The following is a 15,834-nucleotide window of genomic DNA, read 5'->3' on the forward strand; positions in this document are numbered from 1 at the left end:
CCGGTGAACCTCCTCAAAGAAGTCCTGGAGCGGCAGGTCTACCCGGCCATGGGCTGCACCGAACCGGTGACGGTGGCCCTCTGCGCCGCGCACGCCGCCAAGCTCCTGGGCGAGCCCGCCCAGGAGGGCCTATTCCTGCTCGACCCCGGCACCTACAAGAACGGGATGGGCGTGACCCTGCCCAACACCGGAGGCCGCAAAGGCAACCTCCTGGCCGCGGCCCTCGGCCTGTCCATCCCCGGGCCGGCTTTGGACATGCAGATATTCCGGGGCGTCACGCCCGCGGCCCTGCGCAAGGCCCGGGGGCTCGTCGCCCGGCAGGCCGTCGAGCTGGGGGTCCTGCCCGGCCACCAGGGCATCCGCGTCGAGGCGCGGCTCAAAGGCCGCCGGCACAGCGTGGTCTGCGTCATCGCGGGCAGCCACACGGACCTGGTCCTGGCCGAGAGGGACGGCCGCACCATAGTCGATTCCGGCCTCGGCGCGGCCGCGCCGGACGCCCGCTACAAGGATCGCCTCAAGCGCTGCACGCTGGCGGACCTCGTGCGCCTGGCCGAGCGCATGGACGACAAAGACGCGGCCTGGCTGCGCCGCGGCGTGGAGATGAACCTGGCCGCCGCGCGGCAGGGCATGAAGCTCAAGAAGGTCGGCTTCTACCTGCAGGACCTGATGCGCAAGGGCTACCTGCTCGACGACGTCTTCTCGTCATCGAAGATCATGACCGCCTGCGCCACGGACCTGCGCATGGACGGCCGCGCCGTGCCCGTCATGTCCAGCGGCGAGAGCGGCAACCAGGGCATCGTGGCCATCCTGGTGCCCTGGAACGTGGGGCAGGCCTTCCGCGTGCCGGAGCGCACCGTGCTGCGCTCCATCGCCCTCTCCCATCTGCTCAACGCCTACGTCAAGCTCTTCACCGGCGGCCTGGCGCCCATCTGCGGCTGCGCCATCGCCGCCGGCGTGGGCGCCGCGGCGGCCATCGTGTACCAGCGCAACGGCCGCGACATCCCCGGGCTCACCCTGGCGGTCAACAACGTCATCAGCGACCTGGGCGGGATGCTCTGCGACGGGGCCAAGAGCGGCTGCGCCCTGAAGGTGGTCAGCTCCACGGACTGCGCCATCCGCTCCGCCTACATGGGCATCAACCACTACGGCATCACGGAGCAGGAAGGCTTCGTGGGCCGCAGCGCCGAGGAGACCATCCGCAACCTCGGCCGCATCTCCAGCGTGGGCATGGCCGCGGTGGACCACACCATCGTGGGCATCATGCTCGACAAGCAGGCCCGGCCCAGGTCCTGATCGGGCCTTGACGCCACGACTATACGGATGTATAATTACTCATGCGTATAGTTCAGGAGGCCCCATGCCCAGGCCGTCGCGCAACACCGACCAGCTCCTCATACGGGCCGGCCGCAAGCTTCTGCCGGAGACCGGCGTCTCGGGCCTGACCCTGCGCCGGGTCGCGGCCGCGGCCAAGGTCAACCTGGGGATGTTCCACTACCACTTCGGCGGCAAGCGCGAGTTCGCGCGCCGGGTCCTGCAGGAGATCTACGAGGACTTCTTCAAGGACTTCAGCATGGAGTCGGGCGGCGCGGCCCCGGCCCTCCAGCGCCTGCGCCGGGCCCTCATCATCCTGGCCCGCTTCGCCCGGGACAACCGCAAGCTCCTCCTCGCCATCGTCCGGGACGTGCTCGAAGGAGATCCGGAGGTCACGGGCTTCGCCAAGGCCAACATCCCCCGCCACGTGGGGATCATCAGCGGCTTGGTCCAGGAGTGCCAGCGCCGAGGCGAACTGAAGAGTCTGCCCCTGCCTCTGGCATTGTCTTTCCTGCTGGGAGCCACGGCCATGCCCAACGTCGCGCTGGGCATCATCGAGAAGTCCGCGGCCAAGACCCCCTTCGGCCTGACTCTCCCGGAGCTCTTCCCGGTCTTCGCCTCTGACCAGGCCATCGCGGCCCGGGTGGACCTGGCCCTGGCCGCTTTGGCAAAGGAGGCGCCATGAACGCTCTGCTCCTGGTCCTTGCCGTTCTGGGTCCATGCCGGCTCTGCGCCGAGCCGGCGCAGTTGCGCATCGGCCTGGATGCGGCCCTGGAAGCCGCGCAGCACAATTCAGCCCTCCTGCAAGCCGTTGAAGCCGACCGGCAGGCCGCCCAGAAACGCGCCTCAAGCCGGCAGAGTCTCCTTTGGCCCCGGCTCACGATGGACGCATCCTACAAGTACATCAGCGAAGTCCCGGCTTTGGCTGTGGCCGGGCGCACCCAGGCCTTGGGCGCCAACGACAACTACTCCTTGGGTCCGACCTTGAGTTGGACTCTCTGGGATCAGGGCGTCCTGCGCGAGGCCTGGCGCTCGGCTCAGGCCGTGTCCCGGGCCCGGGACGCGGACCTCAAAGCGACGGGGCTCCAGGTCCGCTTGAAGCTGCGCCTCGCCTATGCCCAAGCCCAGCTCGCCCTGGAGGCCGTGCGCAGTCTCGGAGATTCCCTGCGCCTGGCCCAATCCCAGCACGCGGACATCGCCAAACGTCTGCATGCCGGGGCCGCGAGCCGCACCGACTCACTCTCCGCCCACCAGGACGTGTTGGGGAGGCGGCGCCAGTACCGTCAGGCCCGCGCGGACCTGGCCGGGGCTCTGCGCGAGCTTTACGCCCTGATCGGCGAGGAGCCCGCGGCCGACCTTTCGTTGCCTCTCGACGCGTCGGCCGCGGCAGGGCTGCCGGCGGACGTGGAGCCCCCCTCCGTGACCGTCGCGCTCGACCTGCCGGAGGATTCGATGCAGTCCCTGGCCGCGGCCGAGGGTTGGCCGCAGGACCTGGCCCCCCCCGCCCTGAGCGCCTGGACGGCCCAGGCGGATTCCAGCCGCTTGGCCGCCCGCAGCCTCAGGGCCGGTCTGTGGCCCACGCTGCAGCTCAGCGCACGGACCAGCGCCGACTATCCCAACGGGCCGGTGCTGGAGACCATCAACCAGAACACCGTGGGTGTCTTCGCCAGCCTGCCCCTTTTCGAGAACGGCCGCACGCGGCGGCAGGCCGCCGAGCTCGAGGCGCAGGCCCGGGACGGCGACTGGCGGCGGGAGGCGGCCCGGCGGGACCTGGCCCGGGACTGGCTCAAGGCCAAGGACCAGCTCGCCGGCTTGAAAGCCCAGCGGGAGATCAACCGGCAGGCCGCCTCCGAGGCCCATGAGCTCTCCCGCCTCACCTACGAATCCTACAAGGCCGGGCGGGCGACCTACATCGAGGTCCAGTCCGCCAACCTGCGCGAGCTCGAAGCCCGGGTGCAATGCGCCCGGACCGACACCCAGCTCGTGATGCAGCTCGCCATCCTCGCCAGCCTTTCGGAAAAGGAGTGATCTCATGAGACCCAAAAGACTCGTCGTCGCGGGGGCCGTCGCCGTCGCTCTGCTCGCCGCCTGGAAGCTCCTCGGCGGGCGCGAGTTCCTCTACGCCGGCACCGTGGAGGCCACGGAAGTGGACATCTCCTCGCGCCTGAACTCGGTCATCGCCGCCTTCGACGCGGCCGAAGGCCGCCAGGTGCGCGCCGGGGAGTCCTTGGTGCAGCTCGCCTGCGAGGACGTCAAGCTCGCCGCAGGCATCGCGGAGCGCGACTACAAGCGCGCCCAGGAACTGCGGCGCAGCGGAGTCATGCCCCAGGAGAGCTACGACCGCTTCCTCAACAAGCGTGATGACGCGGCTTTGAGGCTCGACTGGTGCGCGATCAAGGCGCCCATGGACGCCGTGGTCCTGGCCACTTACCATGAAGCCAATGAGCTCGTCAGCCCCGGCACGAAGCTGTTGACTTTGGCCGACCTGCGCGAGGTCTGGGCCATCGTGTACGTTCCGGGGCCGCTGCTGGCCAAGCTGTCCTTGGACATGCCGGTGGAAGCGCTCCTCCCCGAGATGAAAGGCCGCGTCTTCAAGGGCCGCGTCAGCCATATCCACTCCGAGGCCGAGTTCACGCCCAAGAACGTGCAGACGCGGGAGGAACGCACGCGGCTGGTCTTCGGCGTCAAGGTCAGGTTCCCCAACCCGGACGGGGTCCTCAAGCCCGGGATGACCGTGGAGGTGCGCCTGCCCAAGGCTTGAGCTGAGGCGACCGCCATGGCGATGCTCGGCATGGAAGTCCGCGGCCTGCGCAAGCGCCTGGGGCCCAACCAGGCGCTGGCCGGGGTGTCATTGGACTTCTCCGCCGGGCTCCTGCACGGCATCATCGGGCCGGACGGCGCCGGCAAGACCACGCTCCTGCGCACCCTCATCGGACTCCTGCGGCCCGACCAAGGCGAAGTCCTTTACACGCAGGAGGGCTGGCCGGCTGACTTCGCCGCGGTCAGGCCGTTTTTGGCCTACATGCCGCAGCAGCAGAGCCTCTATCCCGACCTATCCGTGGCCGAGCACATGGACTTCTTCCGGGACCTCTACCGCCTTCCCGCCGAGGTCTACCGGGCGCGGGCCGAAGAGCTCCTGCGCATCACCAGGCTGGAGAAGTTCCGCGACCGGCGCGCCGGACAGCTTTCCGGAGGGATGTACAAGAAACTCGGATTGATGTGCGCGCTGCTGCAATCCCCGGCTGCGGTGCTCCTCGACGAACCCACCAACGGGGTGGACCCCATCAGCCGGCGCGAGTTCTGGGAGCTGCTCTACCGCCTGGCCGAGCAGAAGGTTCTGGTGGTCATAGCCACCGCTTACATGGACGAGGCCGAACGCTGCGCCCGGGTGCATCTGCTGGACTCCGGAGAGGTCCTGGCCAGCGGCGAGCCCCGCGCGGTCCTGCAAGAGGCCAAGACGAGCAGCTTCGAAGAGATATTCCTCAAGCGTGAGGGAGGGCCACGTGCCTGAAGCCTCCCCGGCCATCGAGACGCGGGACCTCGTCATCCGCTTCGGCGAGTTCACGGCGGTAGACGGCGTCTCCTTCACGGTTCGGCGTGGAGAGATCTTCGGCTTCCTGGGCGCCAACGGAGCCGGCAAGACCACCACCATCCGCGCCCTCTGCGGCCTCCTGGCGCCCACCTCCGGGGAAGTCCGGGTGGCCGGCCTGGATTTCTCGGACGGAGGCAACGCGATCAAGGCCAAGGTCGGCTACATGTCCCAGAGGTTCACCCTCTACAACGACCTGAGCGTGGCCGAGAACCTGGACTTCGCGGCCGGCCTGCGCAAGCTGGACCCGGAAGCGGCGCGCGCGCGCACCCGGGAGCTGCTCGGCTTCATCGGCTTCGACCATCCCCTGGACGCCATGGTGCGCGACCTGCCCGGCGGGCTCAAGCAGGAGCTGGCCCTGGCCGCAGCCATATTGCACGACCCCGAGATCATCTTCCTCGACGAGCCGACCGCCGGGGTGGCCCCGGCCGCGCGGCAGCGGTTCTGGGGGCTCATCCGCAGGCTCACCGGCTCCGGCAAGACCGTGCTCGTCACCACCCACTACATGGACGAGGCGGAGCAGTGCGGACGCATCGCCCTCATGCGCGCGGGCCGGCTCATCGCCCTGGACGCGCCGGAGGCGCTCAAGTCCCAGGCCTTTCCCGGACCCATGCTGGAGGCGGCGGGCGAGGATCCGCAGGCGGTGGCCAAGCTAGCCGGCCACGAAGGGGTCCTCTCGGTCCAGCCCTACGGCATGCGCTGGCACCTGAGCCTCAAGGACGAGGCCGCCGCAGATAGCCTCACGGGCGTCCTCCCCCCCGGGCTCACGCTGCGGCGCATCGCGCCGTCTCTTGAGGACGTGTTCATACGCCTGGTGGAGGGAGGCGAGCGATGAAGGTCGATTTCTCCCCGGGCCGGGCTCTGGCCGTCGCCCGCAAGGAGATCCGCCACATCCTGCGCGATCCCTTCACTCTGGCGCTGGCCCTGGGCCTGCCCCTGGTCCTGGTCGTGTTCTTCGGCTTCGCCATAGACTTCGACGTGCGCGACATCACGCTCGTGGTCCGCGACTCGGACAAGTCCCGCTTATCGCGGCAGTTCGCGGACATTTTCGCGAGCTCCGGGTATTTCCGGGTCGTCGAGCCGGCCCCGGGCAGCGGGGTCCTGCGCGAGCTGGACACGGCGCGCGCCAGCGGCGTCCTGCTGATCAAGCCGGACTTCGCCAGCCGCTTGGCCGGCGGACGCACGGCGCAAGCCCAGTTCGTCCTGGACGGTGCGGACAACACCCGCGCCAGCGCCATCCTGGGCTATCTGCCGGGCATACTGCGGGCGGCCCGGAGCAGGCTCGGCCAGGACGCCCCGGCCGAGCGCATCACACTGTCTACGCGGTTCCTCTACAACCACGAGCTCAACACGCGCTGGTTCGTCATCCCGGGCCTGGGGGTCATCGTCATGGGCCTGCTGGCCATCATGCTGACGGCCCTGACCGTGGCCCGCGAATGGGAGAACGGCTCCATGGAGCTCCTGCTCTCCACGCCGGTGCGGCCCTGGGAGATCATCCTGGGCAAGCTCGCTCCCTATCTGGCCTTGGGCCTGGTCGGCGCGGTGTTCATCTATCTCGCGGCGCGGCTGGGCTTCGGGGTCCCCTTCCGCGGCAGCCACCTGCTCTACTTCCTGCTCTGCCTGCTGTTCTTGACCGCGAGCCTGGCCCAGGGCCTGCTCATCTCGGTGGCGACCCGCCAGCAGCAGCTGGCCATGCAGCTCTCCATCATCACGGGCCTGCTGCCCTCGCTGCTGCTCTCCGGCTTCGTCTTCCCCATCGAGAGCATGCCGGCCTTCTTCCAGTACTTCACCTCCATCCTCTCACAGAAATGGTTCATGATGATATCGCGCGGCCTCTTCCTCCAGGGCTCCGCAGCGCTGGACCTCGCCCGGCCCATCCTGGGGCTGAGCGTCATCGCGGCTTTCCTCCTGGCCATGGCGGCGAAACGCTTCAAGCGGGACCTGGAGCCATGAACCGGACCATCCTGGCCTTCATCCGCAAGGAGCTCAGCCAGAGCCTGCGCGACCCGCGCATGCGGCTGGTCATCTTCGTGCTGCCCATCATACAGATGACCGTGTTCGGCCTGGCCATCTCGACCGAGATACGCGGCATACGCCTGGCCGCGGTCCATGCGCCGGCGGACGCCGCCGCCCGGCAGCTGGCGGACCGGTTCTACGCCTCCGGCTGGTTCGTCCCCGCGGCCGCAGACAGCCAGGATCCCTACCGGCTCATCGCCTCAGGCCGAGCGGACGCGGTCCTGGTCGCTCCGACCGGCGGCCTGACCAAGGCCTTGGGACGCGGCCCCGCCCCTGTGCAGCTGCTCGTCAACGCGGCCAACGCGACGAAAGCCCGCAGCATCGAGTCCTATGCCGCGGCTGTCATCTCCCAGGCGGCAGCGCCGCGCCGCCGTCCGGCAAGCGCCCCCCCTCCCGGGATCTCGCTGGACGTGCGCGTCCTCTACAACCCGGCCATGGAATCCTCCCTCTTCATGGTTCCGGGCGTGATGGGCCTGATCCTGTGCCTGGTGACCATCATCCTGACCAGCATGTCCTTGGCCAAGGAGAAGGAGCTGGGGACCTTCGAGACCATCCTCGCGGCCCCGTTGCAGACCTGGGAGATCCTGTTGGGCAAGACCATCCCCTATTTCCTCCTGGGCCTGGCCGACGCGGTCCTGATCCTGGCCGCGGCCGTGGTCATCTTCAGCGTGCCGGTCCAGGGGCCGCTGTGGATGCTGGCCTTGGCCACGGTCGTCTTCGTCATCACCACGGTGGGCGTGGGGACATTGGTCTCGACCATATCGGCCAACCAGCAGCAGGCCATGCTGGGCAGCTTCCTCTTCCTGTTCCCGGCCGTGCTCATGTCCGGGCTCATGTTCCCCATCGAGAACATGCCGCCGGCCATCATGTGGGTGGCGCAACTCAATCCCCTCAAGTATTTCGTGACGCTCATGCGCGACATCATGCTCAAGGGCGGCAGCGGCCAAGTCTTCGCCTACAACCTGTCCGTGCTCGTCCTCATGGCCGTCGTCGTGGGCGCGACGAGCTACCGCCGATTCCGGCAAAGGCTGAATTGAGCCGGCCGACGCCTACCTGCCGACGGCCAGCATGACGCCGATCAAACAGCCCCAAAGGACGGTGACATACGGATTGCGCGTGAACGGACAGGAACCGTCAGGGCAACCCACGGCTCGATACCATCCATAGCCGCACGCCCCTCCCCCCGCCGCAAAAAGGACCAGCCTAAGGATCATGACGCGACCTCCATCCTATCCTTTGGATGCCGGCACGGTGAAAAGGATTCAGCCGACCCGGGCGAGCCGCCTGCGCAGCCGGCCGCGCAGGCCGGCGGAGAGCGCCGCGCGGGGCTGGCGCTTGAGCACCCCCACGGTCTTGCGCAGGGTGTTGATGAAGGCCACGCAGGGCTTGCAGCCCTTCATGTGCGAGTCGATGTGCCGACAGATGGCGGGGTCGAGGTCGCGGTCGAGGTAGTCGGAGAGGTGCCTCAGCATCTCCCGGCACTTCATCGCGCCACCGCCTTGTCCAGACGGTCCCGCAGGAACAGCCGCCCGCGGTGCAGGCGGGATTTGACCGCGGCCACGGAGAGCTTCATGACCTTGGCCGTCTCTTCGGCCGAAAGCCCCTCTATGTCGCGCAGGACCACGACCAGGCGGTAGTCCACCGGAAGGTCCGCCAAAGCGGCCTCGACCGCCTGGCGCAGGGCTTTCTTGCGGGACAGCTCTTCCGGGCCGTCGGACCAATCCCGGAATTGGTCGCCGGAGGACGGGTCCGGCTCGTCGTCATGATGATGAGGATGGTCGAGTATAGGGACCACGGGTTCCGCTCGCTTCTTGCGCAAGCGCATCCAGCAGAGGTTCGAGGCGATGCGGTAGAGCCAGGTGCCCAGGTTGGAGTCCTCGCGGAAAAGCGAGAGCTTCTTGAACGCGGTCAGGAAGGTCTCCTGGTAGACGTCCTCGGCCTCGGCGGGCATGCCGGCGCAAACCTTGTGGGCCAGGTTGAAGATCCTGTCCTCGTAGCGGGAGACCAAGGCGGAGAACGCCTTTCCGTCACCCTTCTTGCTCCTGGCGATGAGCTCCGCCTCGGGCTCCACGCTCACTCCTGCGGCGCCGCGGTCTTGAGCCGGAAAGAGAAGGTGGCGCCCTGGCCCGGCTCGCTCTGCACCCAGATCATCGTGCCGTGGATGTTGGCGATCTCCCGGGCGATGGCCAGCCCGAGCCCGGTGCCCTGCTCGTGCACCGCCACGGCCGAGTTGGCCCTGAAGTACTCGTCGAAGATCTTGCCGATCAGATGCTTCTCGATGCCGATGCCGTGGTCCTGGACGGATATGTCCACTTGGCCCGAATCGGTCGCGGCCGCGGCCGCGACCCGGATCTCGGAGCCGTCCGGAGAATAGTGGATGGCGTTCTCGAGCAAGGTCGAGAGCAGGATCAAAATCTGGTTGCGGTTGCAGCTCACCCCCACCGGCGGCAGGGGCGCCACGGCGATCCGGATCTTCCGGCTGGCGGCCAGGTCCGTGAAGTGCCGGACGGCCGAGGAGATGATGCCCTCCAGCGGGGCCTCCTCCATCTTGATGTTCTCCCGGACCACGGACTTGAGATTCGCCAATTCCAGCATCTCCTTGATGGCCTCGCTGAGCAGCATGCAGCGCTGCTGCATCTTCAAGACGATCTCCCGGGTGCGGGGCTCGATGCGGCCCACGTAGCCTTCGAGGATCAGGTCGATGTAGCTTTGGATGGCGGCGAAGGGCGCCTTGAGCTGATGGGTGGAGTGCATCAGATAGCGCGTCTTCTCGTTGTTGATCTGCTGGAGCGTCGCGTTGGCCTGCGCCAATTCCCGCGTGCGCTCCTGCACGCGGCGGTCCAATTCCAGGTTGTAGGCGCTCAGCGTGTCGGAGACGCCTTGCTGGAGGTCGAGGAGGTGGAAGATGATCTTCGCGTCCTCGGAGCCGATCACCCGCGCGTGCGGATGCTTCAAGGCCAGGATCCTGTCGTAGACCGCCTGGCTCCCGGTGGCCTCGAAGATCAGGCCCACCTTCTCGTCCCGGCAGACCGCCTCCAGGTCCTGGTCCTGCGCGATGCCGTGCTCCCGCGCGGCCTTCATGCCCGGGGCGTCGGGGTCGACGTCGCAGACGTGCCGGATGACGATGTCCGGCATCTTGAGCAAGGTCTCCAGGATGGCGGTCCCGCCTTTGCCGGCGCCCACCACGGCGATCACATCCTTCTTCATGGCGCGATGTCCCTCCGAAAAAGCTACCATAAATACCGAAAAATTGCACAATATTCCTTGCCGGCCGGGGCATAAGCCGGCGGAGGGCTCATGAAAAAGATCTACATCGTGGATGACGACCGGAACATCGTCGAATCCATACGCATCGTCCTGGAGGCTCACGGCTACGCGGTGGCGGCCCAATACGACGAGAAGGACGTGGTCGCCAACCTCGCCGCCCAGAAGGCCGACGCCGTGATCCTCGACGTCATGTTCCCCGAGAACCCCGACGCCGGCTTCGAGATCGCCCGCCAGCTCCGCGGCGACCAGCGCACCGCGAAGGTCCCCATCCTCATGCTCTCGGCCATCAACGAGAAAGGCGTCTACGCCGGCACGTTCTCCAACAAGGACCGCGACGACTCCTGGCTGCCCATCAACCAATTCATCGAGAAGCCGATCAAGCCCAAGCAGTTGCTGCAGATCCTGGAGGCGGCCCTGAAGGGGACGCCGCAGCCGAAGGCTTGAGCCGCCGGGCGGCCTGGAGCGGTCGGGCCCCATGAGCGACCCGCAGCGCACGCGCCGCCGGGTCCTGGCGCTCCTGTTCCTGGTCCTGCCCTTCTGCATCATCTACCTGACCGGCCTGCCCCGCGCCGTCAGCCGGGCGGTCGCGATCGGCTGCTACGTCGTCCTGGTCCCGCTGATCGCTCTTTGGTCCGGCTTGGACACGCGCACCAGCGTCTTCGGGTCCGACAGCAGGCTCAACGAACCGCAATACGCCGGCACCGCCAAGGTCCTCGGGTTCCTCGTCCGCCTCATCTGCGTCGGCTTCGGCATCATCTTCGGCTGGCACTTCACGGCGCCGTTCAGCGGCGGCATCTACGACTGGTGGCGCGGCGACAAGCCCGTCGCTGTCCGCGGTCCGATCCAGCGCAACCCGAGCCGCGAGGACCTGGCGCCTTTGATCCAATACATGACGTTGGGCCCGGACCACTACTACCTGATGTTCTCCATCGAGCCTTGCCTGAAGCCCGGCGTGGAAGTCGAGATGCTCGTCCTGCGGCGCTCCCGACTCGTGCTGGAGTGCAAGCCCCTGGCGCGGGAGGCGCAGAGATGAATCGGCCGCTGACTGCGATCGTGCTCTGGGTCTGGGCGGGCTCGGCCTCTGCGGGGCAGGGTGAGCTGGCCGAGACGGTCGCGTGGTTCAAGGCTTCGGTGCCGGCCGCGCGCAAGGTCGTGGCGCCGCCCGCCAATGCCGCAGCGCTGTCCAGCGCCGCGCGGGTGGCGGTCAAAGTCTACGATGAACATCTGCCCGCGGCCTACCGCAAGGCGATCGCTAACAGCGCCCGGCCCGCCTGGAACGAGATGAATGCCTGGTATAGGATGGCATCTCAGGAAGTCATGCTGATGGCCAAGGAGGCCGAACGGCTGAGCCAGGCCTGCAAGACGCTCGACGACAGGACGCAGGCCGGCGCGGCCGCCCAAGCCGCCCTGGAATCCGCCCGAGGCTTCCTGAGATTCATCGACGAGACCCCCTGGCCTGAGCCCCTACGCCCGCCGATGACCCACGAGGTGCGCGCGGCCCAGGTCCGGGCCATCGAGCGCTGGCGGGCGCTGGCGGACTGCTGCGCGCCGAAGCCGTCCCGGTAAAGCCTGATCAAAGAACACCGCTCATCAGATCCACGGGTTCGACAGCGACATGCTCCAGCAGTCTGTCAGACGCGATGTGGCAGCAATACCCCTCATCGATCAGCAGCTTCTTTATGAACCATGTCGTCCCATAGAGGAGCGCCGCACCCTCCTTGATGACCACTTGTTCCAAAGGCGCCAAGAGACCTTTCCCATAGCCCTTCAGAACGGCCTCTTTCTGGGTCCAGCAATCGAAAAAAAAGCCGCTGGCATGATCGGCATCATATTTCTCGCGCAGATTCGCGACCTCAGGGAGGTATCGCGAAAAAGCCCCTATATCGACAGCACGGATCTTCTCGATATCTATCCCGACCGCTCCACTGCGGGTCACTGCCAAGACCACCATTCCCCCCGAATGGGAAATACTGAATTCCGGCCCTCCCGGGATGCACGGCTTGCCATATCGGGTGACTCCCAGCGATCGCCATTTTTGCATCCCCGCATCAGGAAAGCCCATCCGCAAGGCCCTCAACAGAAGCAATCTGCCAAAAAGGGCCGCCTGCCTGTCTTGCCAACGCTTGTAGCGCAGGATCGAGGCACGGGCCCCGGGGGGCATCATGGCAAGATACTCATGCTCAAGACTGCAGGAAACAGCGCTCCCAGAACGGGCCGAATATATCTGCGCGCTATTCCCAAGTAAAGGCTTCGTCACTGTCTAAGCGGGCCGGTCGAGGCTCTTCGTCGTCGAGGTCCTGTCTGCATCCATGCTGGCCTTAAGTATCACAGACATCTCCGCTCTTGTCAAGGCGATGACGCCTGGAGTCATGCCGCTCCGCCTTCGCCGGTTGTCCCCCTCCGAAGAAAAATGTAGAATCTACCGTCGCTAATCCGCTACCGGTTGGGTGGCTGAGCGGTCAAAAGCAACGGTCTGTAAAACTCCCTGGCCAGATTTCCCCAATCACGTTTTTCCCTTTCTAAATCCTGTATTTTTCAACAACAGGTCAGTGAGGCTCAGTCCCCAAAAGGTGTGCCAATTGGTGTCAAAAGGGGCCAATGTGGACGCAGAGTGGACACTTTTTGGACACCAGTCCTCCCCGTAGACCGCGTCCGCATTCGTCATCATATGCCGCATGTGGGAAGCGTATCGCGAGGTGGTCCAGCAGTATCCAAGGCTGCCTCTGGCCGCGGAGCGGCGGCTAATCGCCCTGGCCCAAAGAGGCGTAAAGGCGAGCCAAGATGAACTCGTCTTGCGGCATGTCGGCTTCGTGATTTGGCGGCTCTGCAAAAAGGTCTTCCGCCCGCACCTGCAGCGCCATGGAGAGGACATGCTCTCTGCGGCGATCCCGTTGCTGTATCAGAAGGTCTGGACCTACAACCTGAATTACCGGGACAGAGACGGGAACAAAAGGCCTGTCCGATTTTCGTCCTACATCTGGAAGCGCATTGATGGATTCGCTATTGATTTCTTGAGGAGCGAGAAGAGAACAGCAGTGCTCAATGAGGCGTGTCTTGCCGATGAATCCCGTTGATTTCAGGGTTCTTCCGCCCGGCGAGGACCTTGAGCCTTGAACTGACAGACCAGAGCGCCTGTCATCTCTGCCGATGCCATTGAGTTATTTCCCCCCCATCTCGGAATCCGATCCCGGCATGCACCCCCCATCGTGGTGCGCGGCATTGTCCGCCAGCCGGTTGAGCTTCACGCCGCAATGGCGGCATTCGTACTCCGGTGCGGACTGCTCAGCAGCAGCGAGTTCCTCGATGGTCCGCGGCGTGAAGTCCCACACGTCCACTCCAACGTTGATGATCCACCCGAGTCGCAGCCACTTCTCATGGACGTGTCCACATAGGAGCTTTTGCTGAGTCCGCATCGGCTTGTGCTGAAGCAGCCAGCCGTTCCATTCGAGATTTTGGTGAACCTCGCTGAAGCCCGCTTCGAGCATGCGCTGCGGGCTGCGATCATGGCTGCCGATTATGAGGACCTTCCTGGCTCCGTTGAGTCGGCCGACGATAGCTGACCAGTCTGAAGGCCTTCCCATGGCAAAATCGCCCAGGTGATAGACCGCGTCCTCCGGCCTGACCACGGCGTTCCATCGGGCGATCATCTCTCGGTCCATCTCCTCCGCGGAACTGAAGGGCCGCCCGCAGTACTTGATGATGTTGGCGTGGTTGAAGTGCGTGTCGCTGGTGAAGAAGACCTTGGCCATGTGCGTCGCCTATAACCCCAACTTGCTCTTGAGTTCGAACAGTTGGTCCCGGTGCTTCGTCTTATTCATCTTCCGGATATTCTGCAGCTTCCATTGGATGGCCGGCATGTTTTCGATGCCCGGCAGACCCATAAGATCCCAGTCCGGCTGGCCTTCCTTGATCGAGACAAGGAATTTCCTCTCCGCGTCCGTGAGGTCGGCCCGCAAACGGACGATAAGCCTTTCACGGGTTTCAACCAACTCCTCGTACGTCACGGGCTCATCCGTCATTCCAAGGAACTCCGAATCATAGACGGCTCTCATGTCCTTGCGACTGGGATCGATGAGCTCGTGCATGGGGCGGTCGTGGCTCGCCAGGTAGACCACGAAGCCCTTCCTGATTCCCGCTGTGAGCCCTTCTCCGGCCAAGAGGAGCTTGACGTCGAAGAGGTCCCTCGGGTGCTGCCTGTCCAAAGCGGCGCAAATCTTTCCCCCATACAGGTCGGAGTCCGCCGCTATCCGGGCGAGAACCGCAAGGCCGAACTTGTTCTCGACCTTCGCCGACAGCGCACGCTCGACCGGGGGTTCGATGGTCCCCCGGATCACCGTGTTGGGTTCGATCTTGACTTGCGCGCCGTCACCCCGCACGACCAGCTTGAACAAATGGCCGGCGCTCAGGCTCTCATGGATCGCGGCGCCCGGGATGGCCTTGCCGATGCCCGCTTTGATTCTCTGGAGGGCCTCCCCGATTCCGCCGAGAGCTTCATCTCGCGGGCTGATCGGCACATAGGTCAGATCGATGTCCACCGAGATCCGCGGCATGTCGCGCCGGAAGAAATTGATCGCGCTGCCGCCTTTGAGCGCGAAGCATGTCTCCTTGGCCACGTGCGGGAGGATGCGCAGCATCAGCCGCGCCTGTTCAAGGTACGGACTTTTCATGTCGCAGTCCTCTCCTGTTCGCGGCGCCGGAACGGCACGGTTATCAGGTACTTCGGGTCCAAGTGGCCGTGCTTAGCGAGCATACGCTTGCCTTTCCCCAGGTTGACTCTCTTGAGGTCGAGCTTAGCCGCCCAGGAATGCTCGCACAACTCGGCCAACAGGAGGAAGAGCCGCTTCGCCTTCACCGAGCGGCAGGCTTCCAACAATCCCTGCACCAACTGGGGCCTCAATGTGGTCAGGCCTTCCATCAAGAGCTTCGCCTCGTCGAATGACTCCTCCCGAGGCACCTGGTCGAGGAACTCGAGTATGGCCCGCTCCGGAGCGGACAGCAGTATCGAGTAGCCGCTCATGTCCTTGGGAGTCAATCCTTCTTCCGGGCCGTTTTGGAACAGGTTCGTCGCGGTATGCCGGACTTTGACACCCCAATCGCGCCTCGCAAACCACGCCGGAAGCCTTCGCCTGGGCGGGCCAAAGAGAGAAACGACCTCTCCCTGGCCCACGGGCAGATAGTGGCCATATCCTTGAAGCTGCAATGCCGTCTTGCCTCCGCCGTGGATGGGCAGGCCGAGTTGCTTCTGCACCGCATAAAGAGCGCCGGTCCACTCCACGCTTTCGTTGAGCCGCGCGTAGGCACCGCGGCCTATGCGGCGAAGCCAATGAGAGCGGCAGTAGCGATCCGCCAGTTGCCGCGATATCCCCTGTTTCTCAAGCCATGATTGAACGGCTACAGCCCCCTTGGGCCATGTACTGAGCAGCTCTGGAAGTTTGCCGTGCTTTTCTGGATTTTTCATGGTTAGTTTATATTTGGTCTATTGCGACAATCCAAGATATACAAATAGCATTAAATGTAAACCTGCTCGATAGATTTAGTTTATTAAGAACATCATTTGACAATCCAAGATTGTCATAAAGAGATATTATTAAACTTAGCAGATGATTATGAATCTGTCAAGAGCGCGGTCTTGCTCGATTGCGGACGGCGTC

Annotated in this window: 19 protein-coding genes; 12 read left to right on the forward strand and 7 right to left on the reverse strand. The window is 65.2% G+C overall.

What is annotated here, in order from left to right:
- Positions 1 to 3: 3 nt before the first annotated feature.
- From NTY77_05095 to NTY77_05130, 8 genes are all read left to right on the forward strand, one after another.
- A complete protein-coding gene (locus NTY77_05095) occupies positions 4 to 1,293 on the forward strand; it encodes an L-serine ammonia-lyase, iron-sulfur-dependent, subunit alpha (protein MCX5794850.1) in 1,290 nt (429 codons plus the stop codon).
- Between the two features lie 64 nt (positions 1,294 to 1,357).
- The gene (locus tag NTY77_05100; protein MCX5794851.1) at positions 1,358 to 1,996 is read left to right on the forward strand and encodes a TetR family transcriptional regulator; all 639 of its coding nucleotides are present in this window, start codon (positions 1,358 to 1,360) and stop codon (positions 1,994 to 1,996) included.
- Complete coding sequence (locus NTY77_05105; protein ID MCX5794852.1) at positions 1,993 to 3,339, forward strand: TolC family protein; 1,347 nt, start codon at positions 1,993 to 1,995, stop codon at positions 3,337 to 3,339. Before NTY77_05100 ends, NTY77_05105 begins: the two co-directional genes overlap by 4 nt.
- 4 nt (positions 3,340 to 3,343) lie before the next feature.
- Positions 3,344 to 4,072 (forward strand): efflux RND transporter periplasmic adaptor subunit, encoded by a 729-nt coding sequence (locus tag NTY77_05110; GenBank protein ID MCX5794853.1) that lies wholly within the window; start codon positions 3,344 to 3,346, stop codon positions 4,070 to 4,072.
- 15 nt (positions 4,073 to 4,087) lie between these two features.
- Positions 4,088 to 4,822, forward strand: coding sequence for an ABC transporter ATP-binding protein (locus tag NTY77_05115; protein ID MCX5794854.1), 735 nt, complete (start codon positions 4,088 to 4,090; stop codon positions 4,820 to 4,822).
- Positions 4,815 to 5,735, forward strand: a complete 921-nt coding sequence (locus NTY77_05120; protein MCX5794855.1) for an ABC transporter ATP-binding protein — start codon at positions 4,815 to 4,817, stop codon at positions 5,733 to 5,735. The genes NTY77_05115 and NTY77_05120 overlap by 8 nt, the downstream gene beginning before the upstream one ends.
- Entirely contained in the window at positions 5,732 to 6,853 is a 1,122-nt protein-coding gene (locus tag NTY77_05125) for an ABC transporter permease (protein MCX5794856.1), read from the forward strand. The genes NTY77_05120 and NTY77_05125 overlap by 4 nt, the downstream gene beginning before the upstream one ends.
- Positions 6,850 to 7,953, forward strand: a complete 1,104-nt coding sequence (locus tag NTY77_05130; protein ID MCX5794857.1) for an ABC transporter permease — start codon at positions 6,850 to 6,852, stop codon at positions 7,951 to 7,953. The genes NTY77_05125 and NTY77_05130 overlap by 4 nt, the downstream gene beginning before the upstream one ends.
- Before the next feature lie 225 nt (positions 7,954 to 8,178).
- On the opposite strand, the gene NTY77_05135 is transcribed toward NTY77_05130, so the two are convergent.
- From NTY77_05135 to NTY77_05145, 3 genes are read right to left on the reverse strand one after another with little or no spacing between them, the layout of a single operon-like run.
- Positions 8,179 to 8,403: a zf-HC2 domain-containing protein gene (locus NTY77_05135; GenBank protein MCX5794858.1), complete on the reverse strand. Its 225-nt coding sequence runs from the start codon at positions 8,401 to 8,403 to the stop codon at positions 8,179 to 8,181.
- Positions 8,400 to 8,987, reverse strand: a complete 588-nt coding sequence (locus tag NTY77_05140) for a sigma-70 family RNA polymerase sigma factor (GenBank protein MCX5794859.1) — start codon at positions 8,985 to 8,987, stop codon at positions 8,400 to 8,402. The genes NTY77_05135 and NTY77_05140 overlap by 4 nt, the downstream gene beginning before the upstream one ends.
- 2 nt (positions 8,988 to 8,989) lie before the next feature.
- A complete protein-coding gene (locus NTY77_05145; GenBank protein ID MCX5794860.1) occupies positions 8,990 to 10,123 on the reverse strand; it encodes an ATP-binding protein in 1,134 nt (377 codons plus the stop codon).
- Positions 10,124 to 10,213: 90 nt separating this feature from the next.
- Between NTY77_05145 and NTY77_05150 the strand changes: the two genes are divergently transcribed.
- The 3 genes from NTY77_05150 to NTY77_05160 are packed head-to-tail and all read left to right on the forward strand — an operon-like array spanning position 10,214 to position 11,749.
- On the forward strand, positions 10,214 to 10,627 hold the full coding sequence (locus NTY77_05150) for a response regulator (protein ID MCX5794861.1): 414 nt from the start codon (positions 10,214 to 10,216) through the stop codon (positions 10,625 to 10,627).
- Positions 10,628 to 10,658: 31 nt separating this feature from the next.
- Positions 10,659 to 11,216, forward strand: a complete 558-nt coding sequence (locus NTY77_05155) for a hypothetical protein (GenBank protein ID MCX5794862.1) — start codon at positions 10,659 to 10,661, stop codon at positions 11,214 to 11,216.
- The gene (locus NTY77_05160; protein MCX5794863.1) at positions 11,213 to 11,749 is read left to right on the forward strand and encodes a hypothetical protein; all 537 of its coding nucleotides are present in this window, start codon (positions 11,213 to 11,215) and stop codon (positions 11,747 to 11,749) included. Before NTY77_05155 ends, NTY77_05160 begins: the two co-directional genes overlap by 4 nt.
- Positions 11,750 to 11,756: 7 nt before the next feature.
- Here NTY77_05160 and NTY77_05165 read toward each other — a convergent pair whose 3' ends face one another.
- A complete protein-coding gene (locus NTY77_05165; GenBank protein MCX5794864.1) occupies positions 11,757 to 12,347 on the reverse strand; it encodes a 4'-phosphopantetheinyl transferase superfamily protein in 591 nt (196 codons plus the stop codon).
- Between the two features lie 511 nt (positions 12,348 to 12,858).
- On the opposite strand from NTY77_05165, the gene NTY77_05170 reads away from it, so the two are divergent.
- On the forward strand, positions 12,859 to 13,257 hold the full coding sequence (locus tag NTY77_05170; protein MCX5794865.1) for a hypothetical protein: 399 nt from the start codon (positions 12,859 to 12,861) through the stop codon (positions 13,255 to 13,257).
- A gap of 84 nt (positions 13,258 to 13,341) precedes the next feature.
- On the opposite strand, the gene NTY77_05175 is transcribed toward NTY77_05170, so the two are convergent.
- From NTY77_05175 to NTY77_05185, 3 genes are read right to left on the reverse strand one after another with little or no spacing between them, the layout of a single operon-like run.
- Positions 13,342 to 13,932, reverse strand: coding sequence for a phosphoesterase (locus NTY77_05175; GenBank protein MCX5794866.1), 591 nt, complete (start codon positions 13,930 to 13,932; stop codon positions 13,342 to 13,344).
- 9 nt (positions 13,933 to 13,941) lie between these two features.
- Positions 13,942 to 14,850 (reverse strand): nucleotidyl transferase AbiEii/AbiGii toxin family protein, encoded by a 909-nt coding sequence (locus NTY77_05180; protein MCX5794867.1) that lies wholly within the window; start codon positions 14,848 to 14,850, stop codon positions 13,942 to 13,944.
- Positions 14,847 to 15,641 (reverse strand): type IV toxin-antitoxin system AbiEi family antitoxin, encoded by a 795-nt coding sequence (locus NTY77_05185; GenBank protein MCX5794868.1) that lies wholly within the window; start codon positions 15,639 to 15,641, stop codon positions 14,847 to 14,849. Before NTY77_05185 ends, NTY77_05180 begins: the two co-directional genes overlap by 4 nt.
- Between the last annotated feature and the right edge of the window lie 193 nt (positions 15,642 to 15,834).

Source organism: Elusimicrobiota bacterium, assembly GCA_026388095.1.
Lineage (GTDB): Bacteria > Elusimicrobiota > Elusimicrobia > UBA1565 > UBA9628 > UBA9628.

What these genes read in the sequence shown, in the direction of transcription:
- NTY77_05150 (MCX5794861.1), top strand. Translation starts at nt 10,214, where the DNA reads ATGAAAAAGATCTACATCGTGGATGACGACCGGAACATCGTCGAATCC.
- NTY77_05100 (MCX5794851.1), top strand. Translation starts at nt 1,358, where the DNA reads ATGCCCAGGCCGTCGCGCAACACCGACCAGCTCCTCATACGGGCCGGC.
- NTY77_05170 (MCX5794865.1), top strand. Translation starts at nt 12,859, where the DNA reads ATGTGGGAAGCGTATCGCGAGGTGGTCCAGCAGTATCCAAGGCTGCCT.
- NTY77_05185 (MCX5794868.1), bottom strand. Translation starts at nt 15,641, where the DNA reads ATGAAAAATCCAGAAAAGCACGGCAAACTTCCAGAGCTGCTCAGTACA.
- NTY77_05110 (MCX5794853.1), top strand. Translation starts at nt 3,344, where the DNA reads ATGAGACCCAAAAGACTCGTCGTCGCGGGGGCCGTCGCCGTCGCTCTG.
- NTY77_05175 (MCX5794866.1), bottom strand. Translation starts at nt 13,932, where the DNA reads ATGGCCAAGGTCTTCTTCACCAGCGACACGCACTTCAACCACGCCAAC.
- NTY77_05180 (MCX5794867.1), bottom strand. Translation starts at nt 14,850, where the DNA reads ATGAAAAGTCCGTACCTTGAACAGGCGCGGCTGATGCTGCGCATCCTC.
- NTY77_05130 (MCX5794857.1), top strand. Translation starts at nt 6,850, where the DNA reads ATGAACCGGACCATCCTGGCCTTCATCCGCAAGGAGCTCAGCCAGAGC.
- NTY77_05115 (MCX5794854.1), top strand. Translation starts at nt 4,088, where the DNA reads ATGGCGATGCTCGGCATGGAAGTCCGCGGCCTGCGCAAGCGCCTGGGG.
- NTY77_05145 (MCX5794860.1), bottom strand. Translation starts at nt 10,123, where the DNA reads ATGAAGAAGGATGTGATCGCCGTGGTGGGCGCCGGCAAAGGCGGGACC.
- NTY77_05165 (MCX5794864.1), bottom strand. Translation starts at nt 12,347, where the DNA reads ATGATGCCCCCCGGGGCCCGTGCCTCGATCCTGCGCTACAAGCGTTGG.
- NTY77_05135 (MCX5794858.1), bottom strand. Translation starts at nt 8,403, where the DNA reads ATGAAGTGCCGGGAGATGCTGAGGCACCTCTCCGACTACCTCGACCGC.
- NTY77_05160 (MCX5794863.1), top strand. Translation starts at nt 11,213, where the DNA reads ATGAATCGGCCGCTGACTGCGATCGTGCTCTGGGTCTGGGCGGGCTCG.
- NTY77_05105 (MCX5794852.1), top strand. Translation starts at nt 1,993, where the DNA reads ATGAACGCTCTGCTCCTGGTCCTTGCCGTTCTGGGTCCATGCCGGCTC.
- NTY77_05155 (MCX5794862.1), top strand. Translation starts at nt 10,659, where the DNA reads ATGAGCGACCCGCAGCGCACGCGCCGCCGGGTCCTGGCGCTCCTGTTC.
- NTY77_05125 (MCX5794856.1), top strand. Translation starts at nt 5,732, where the DNA reads ATGAAGGTCGATTTCTCCCCGGGCCGGGCTCTGGCCGTCGCCCGCAAG.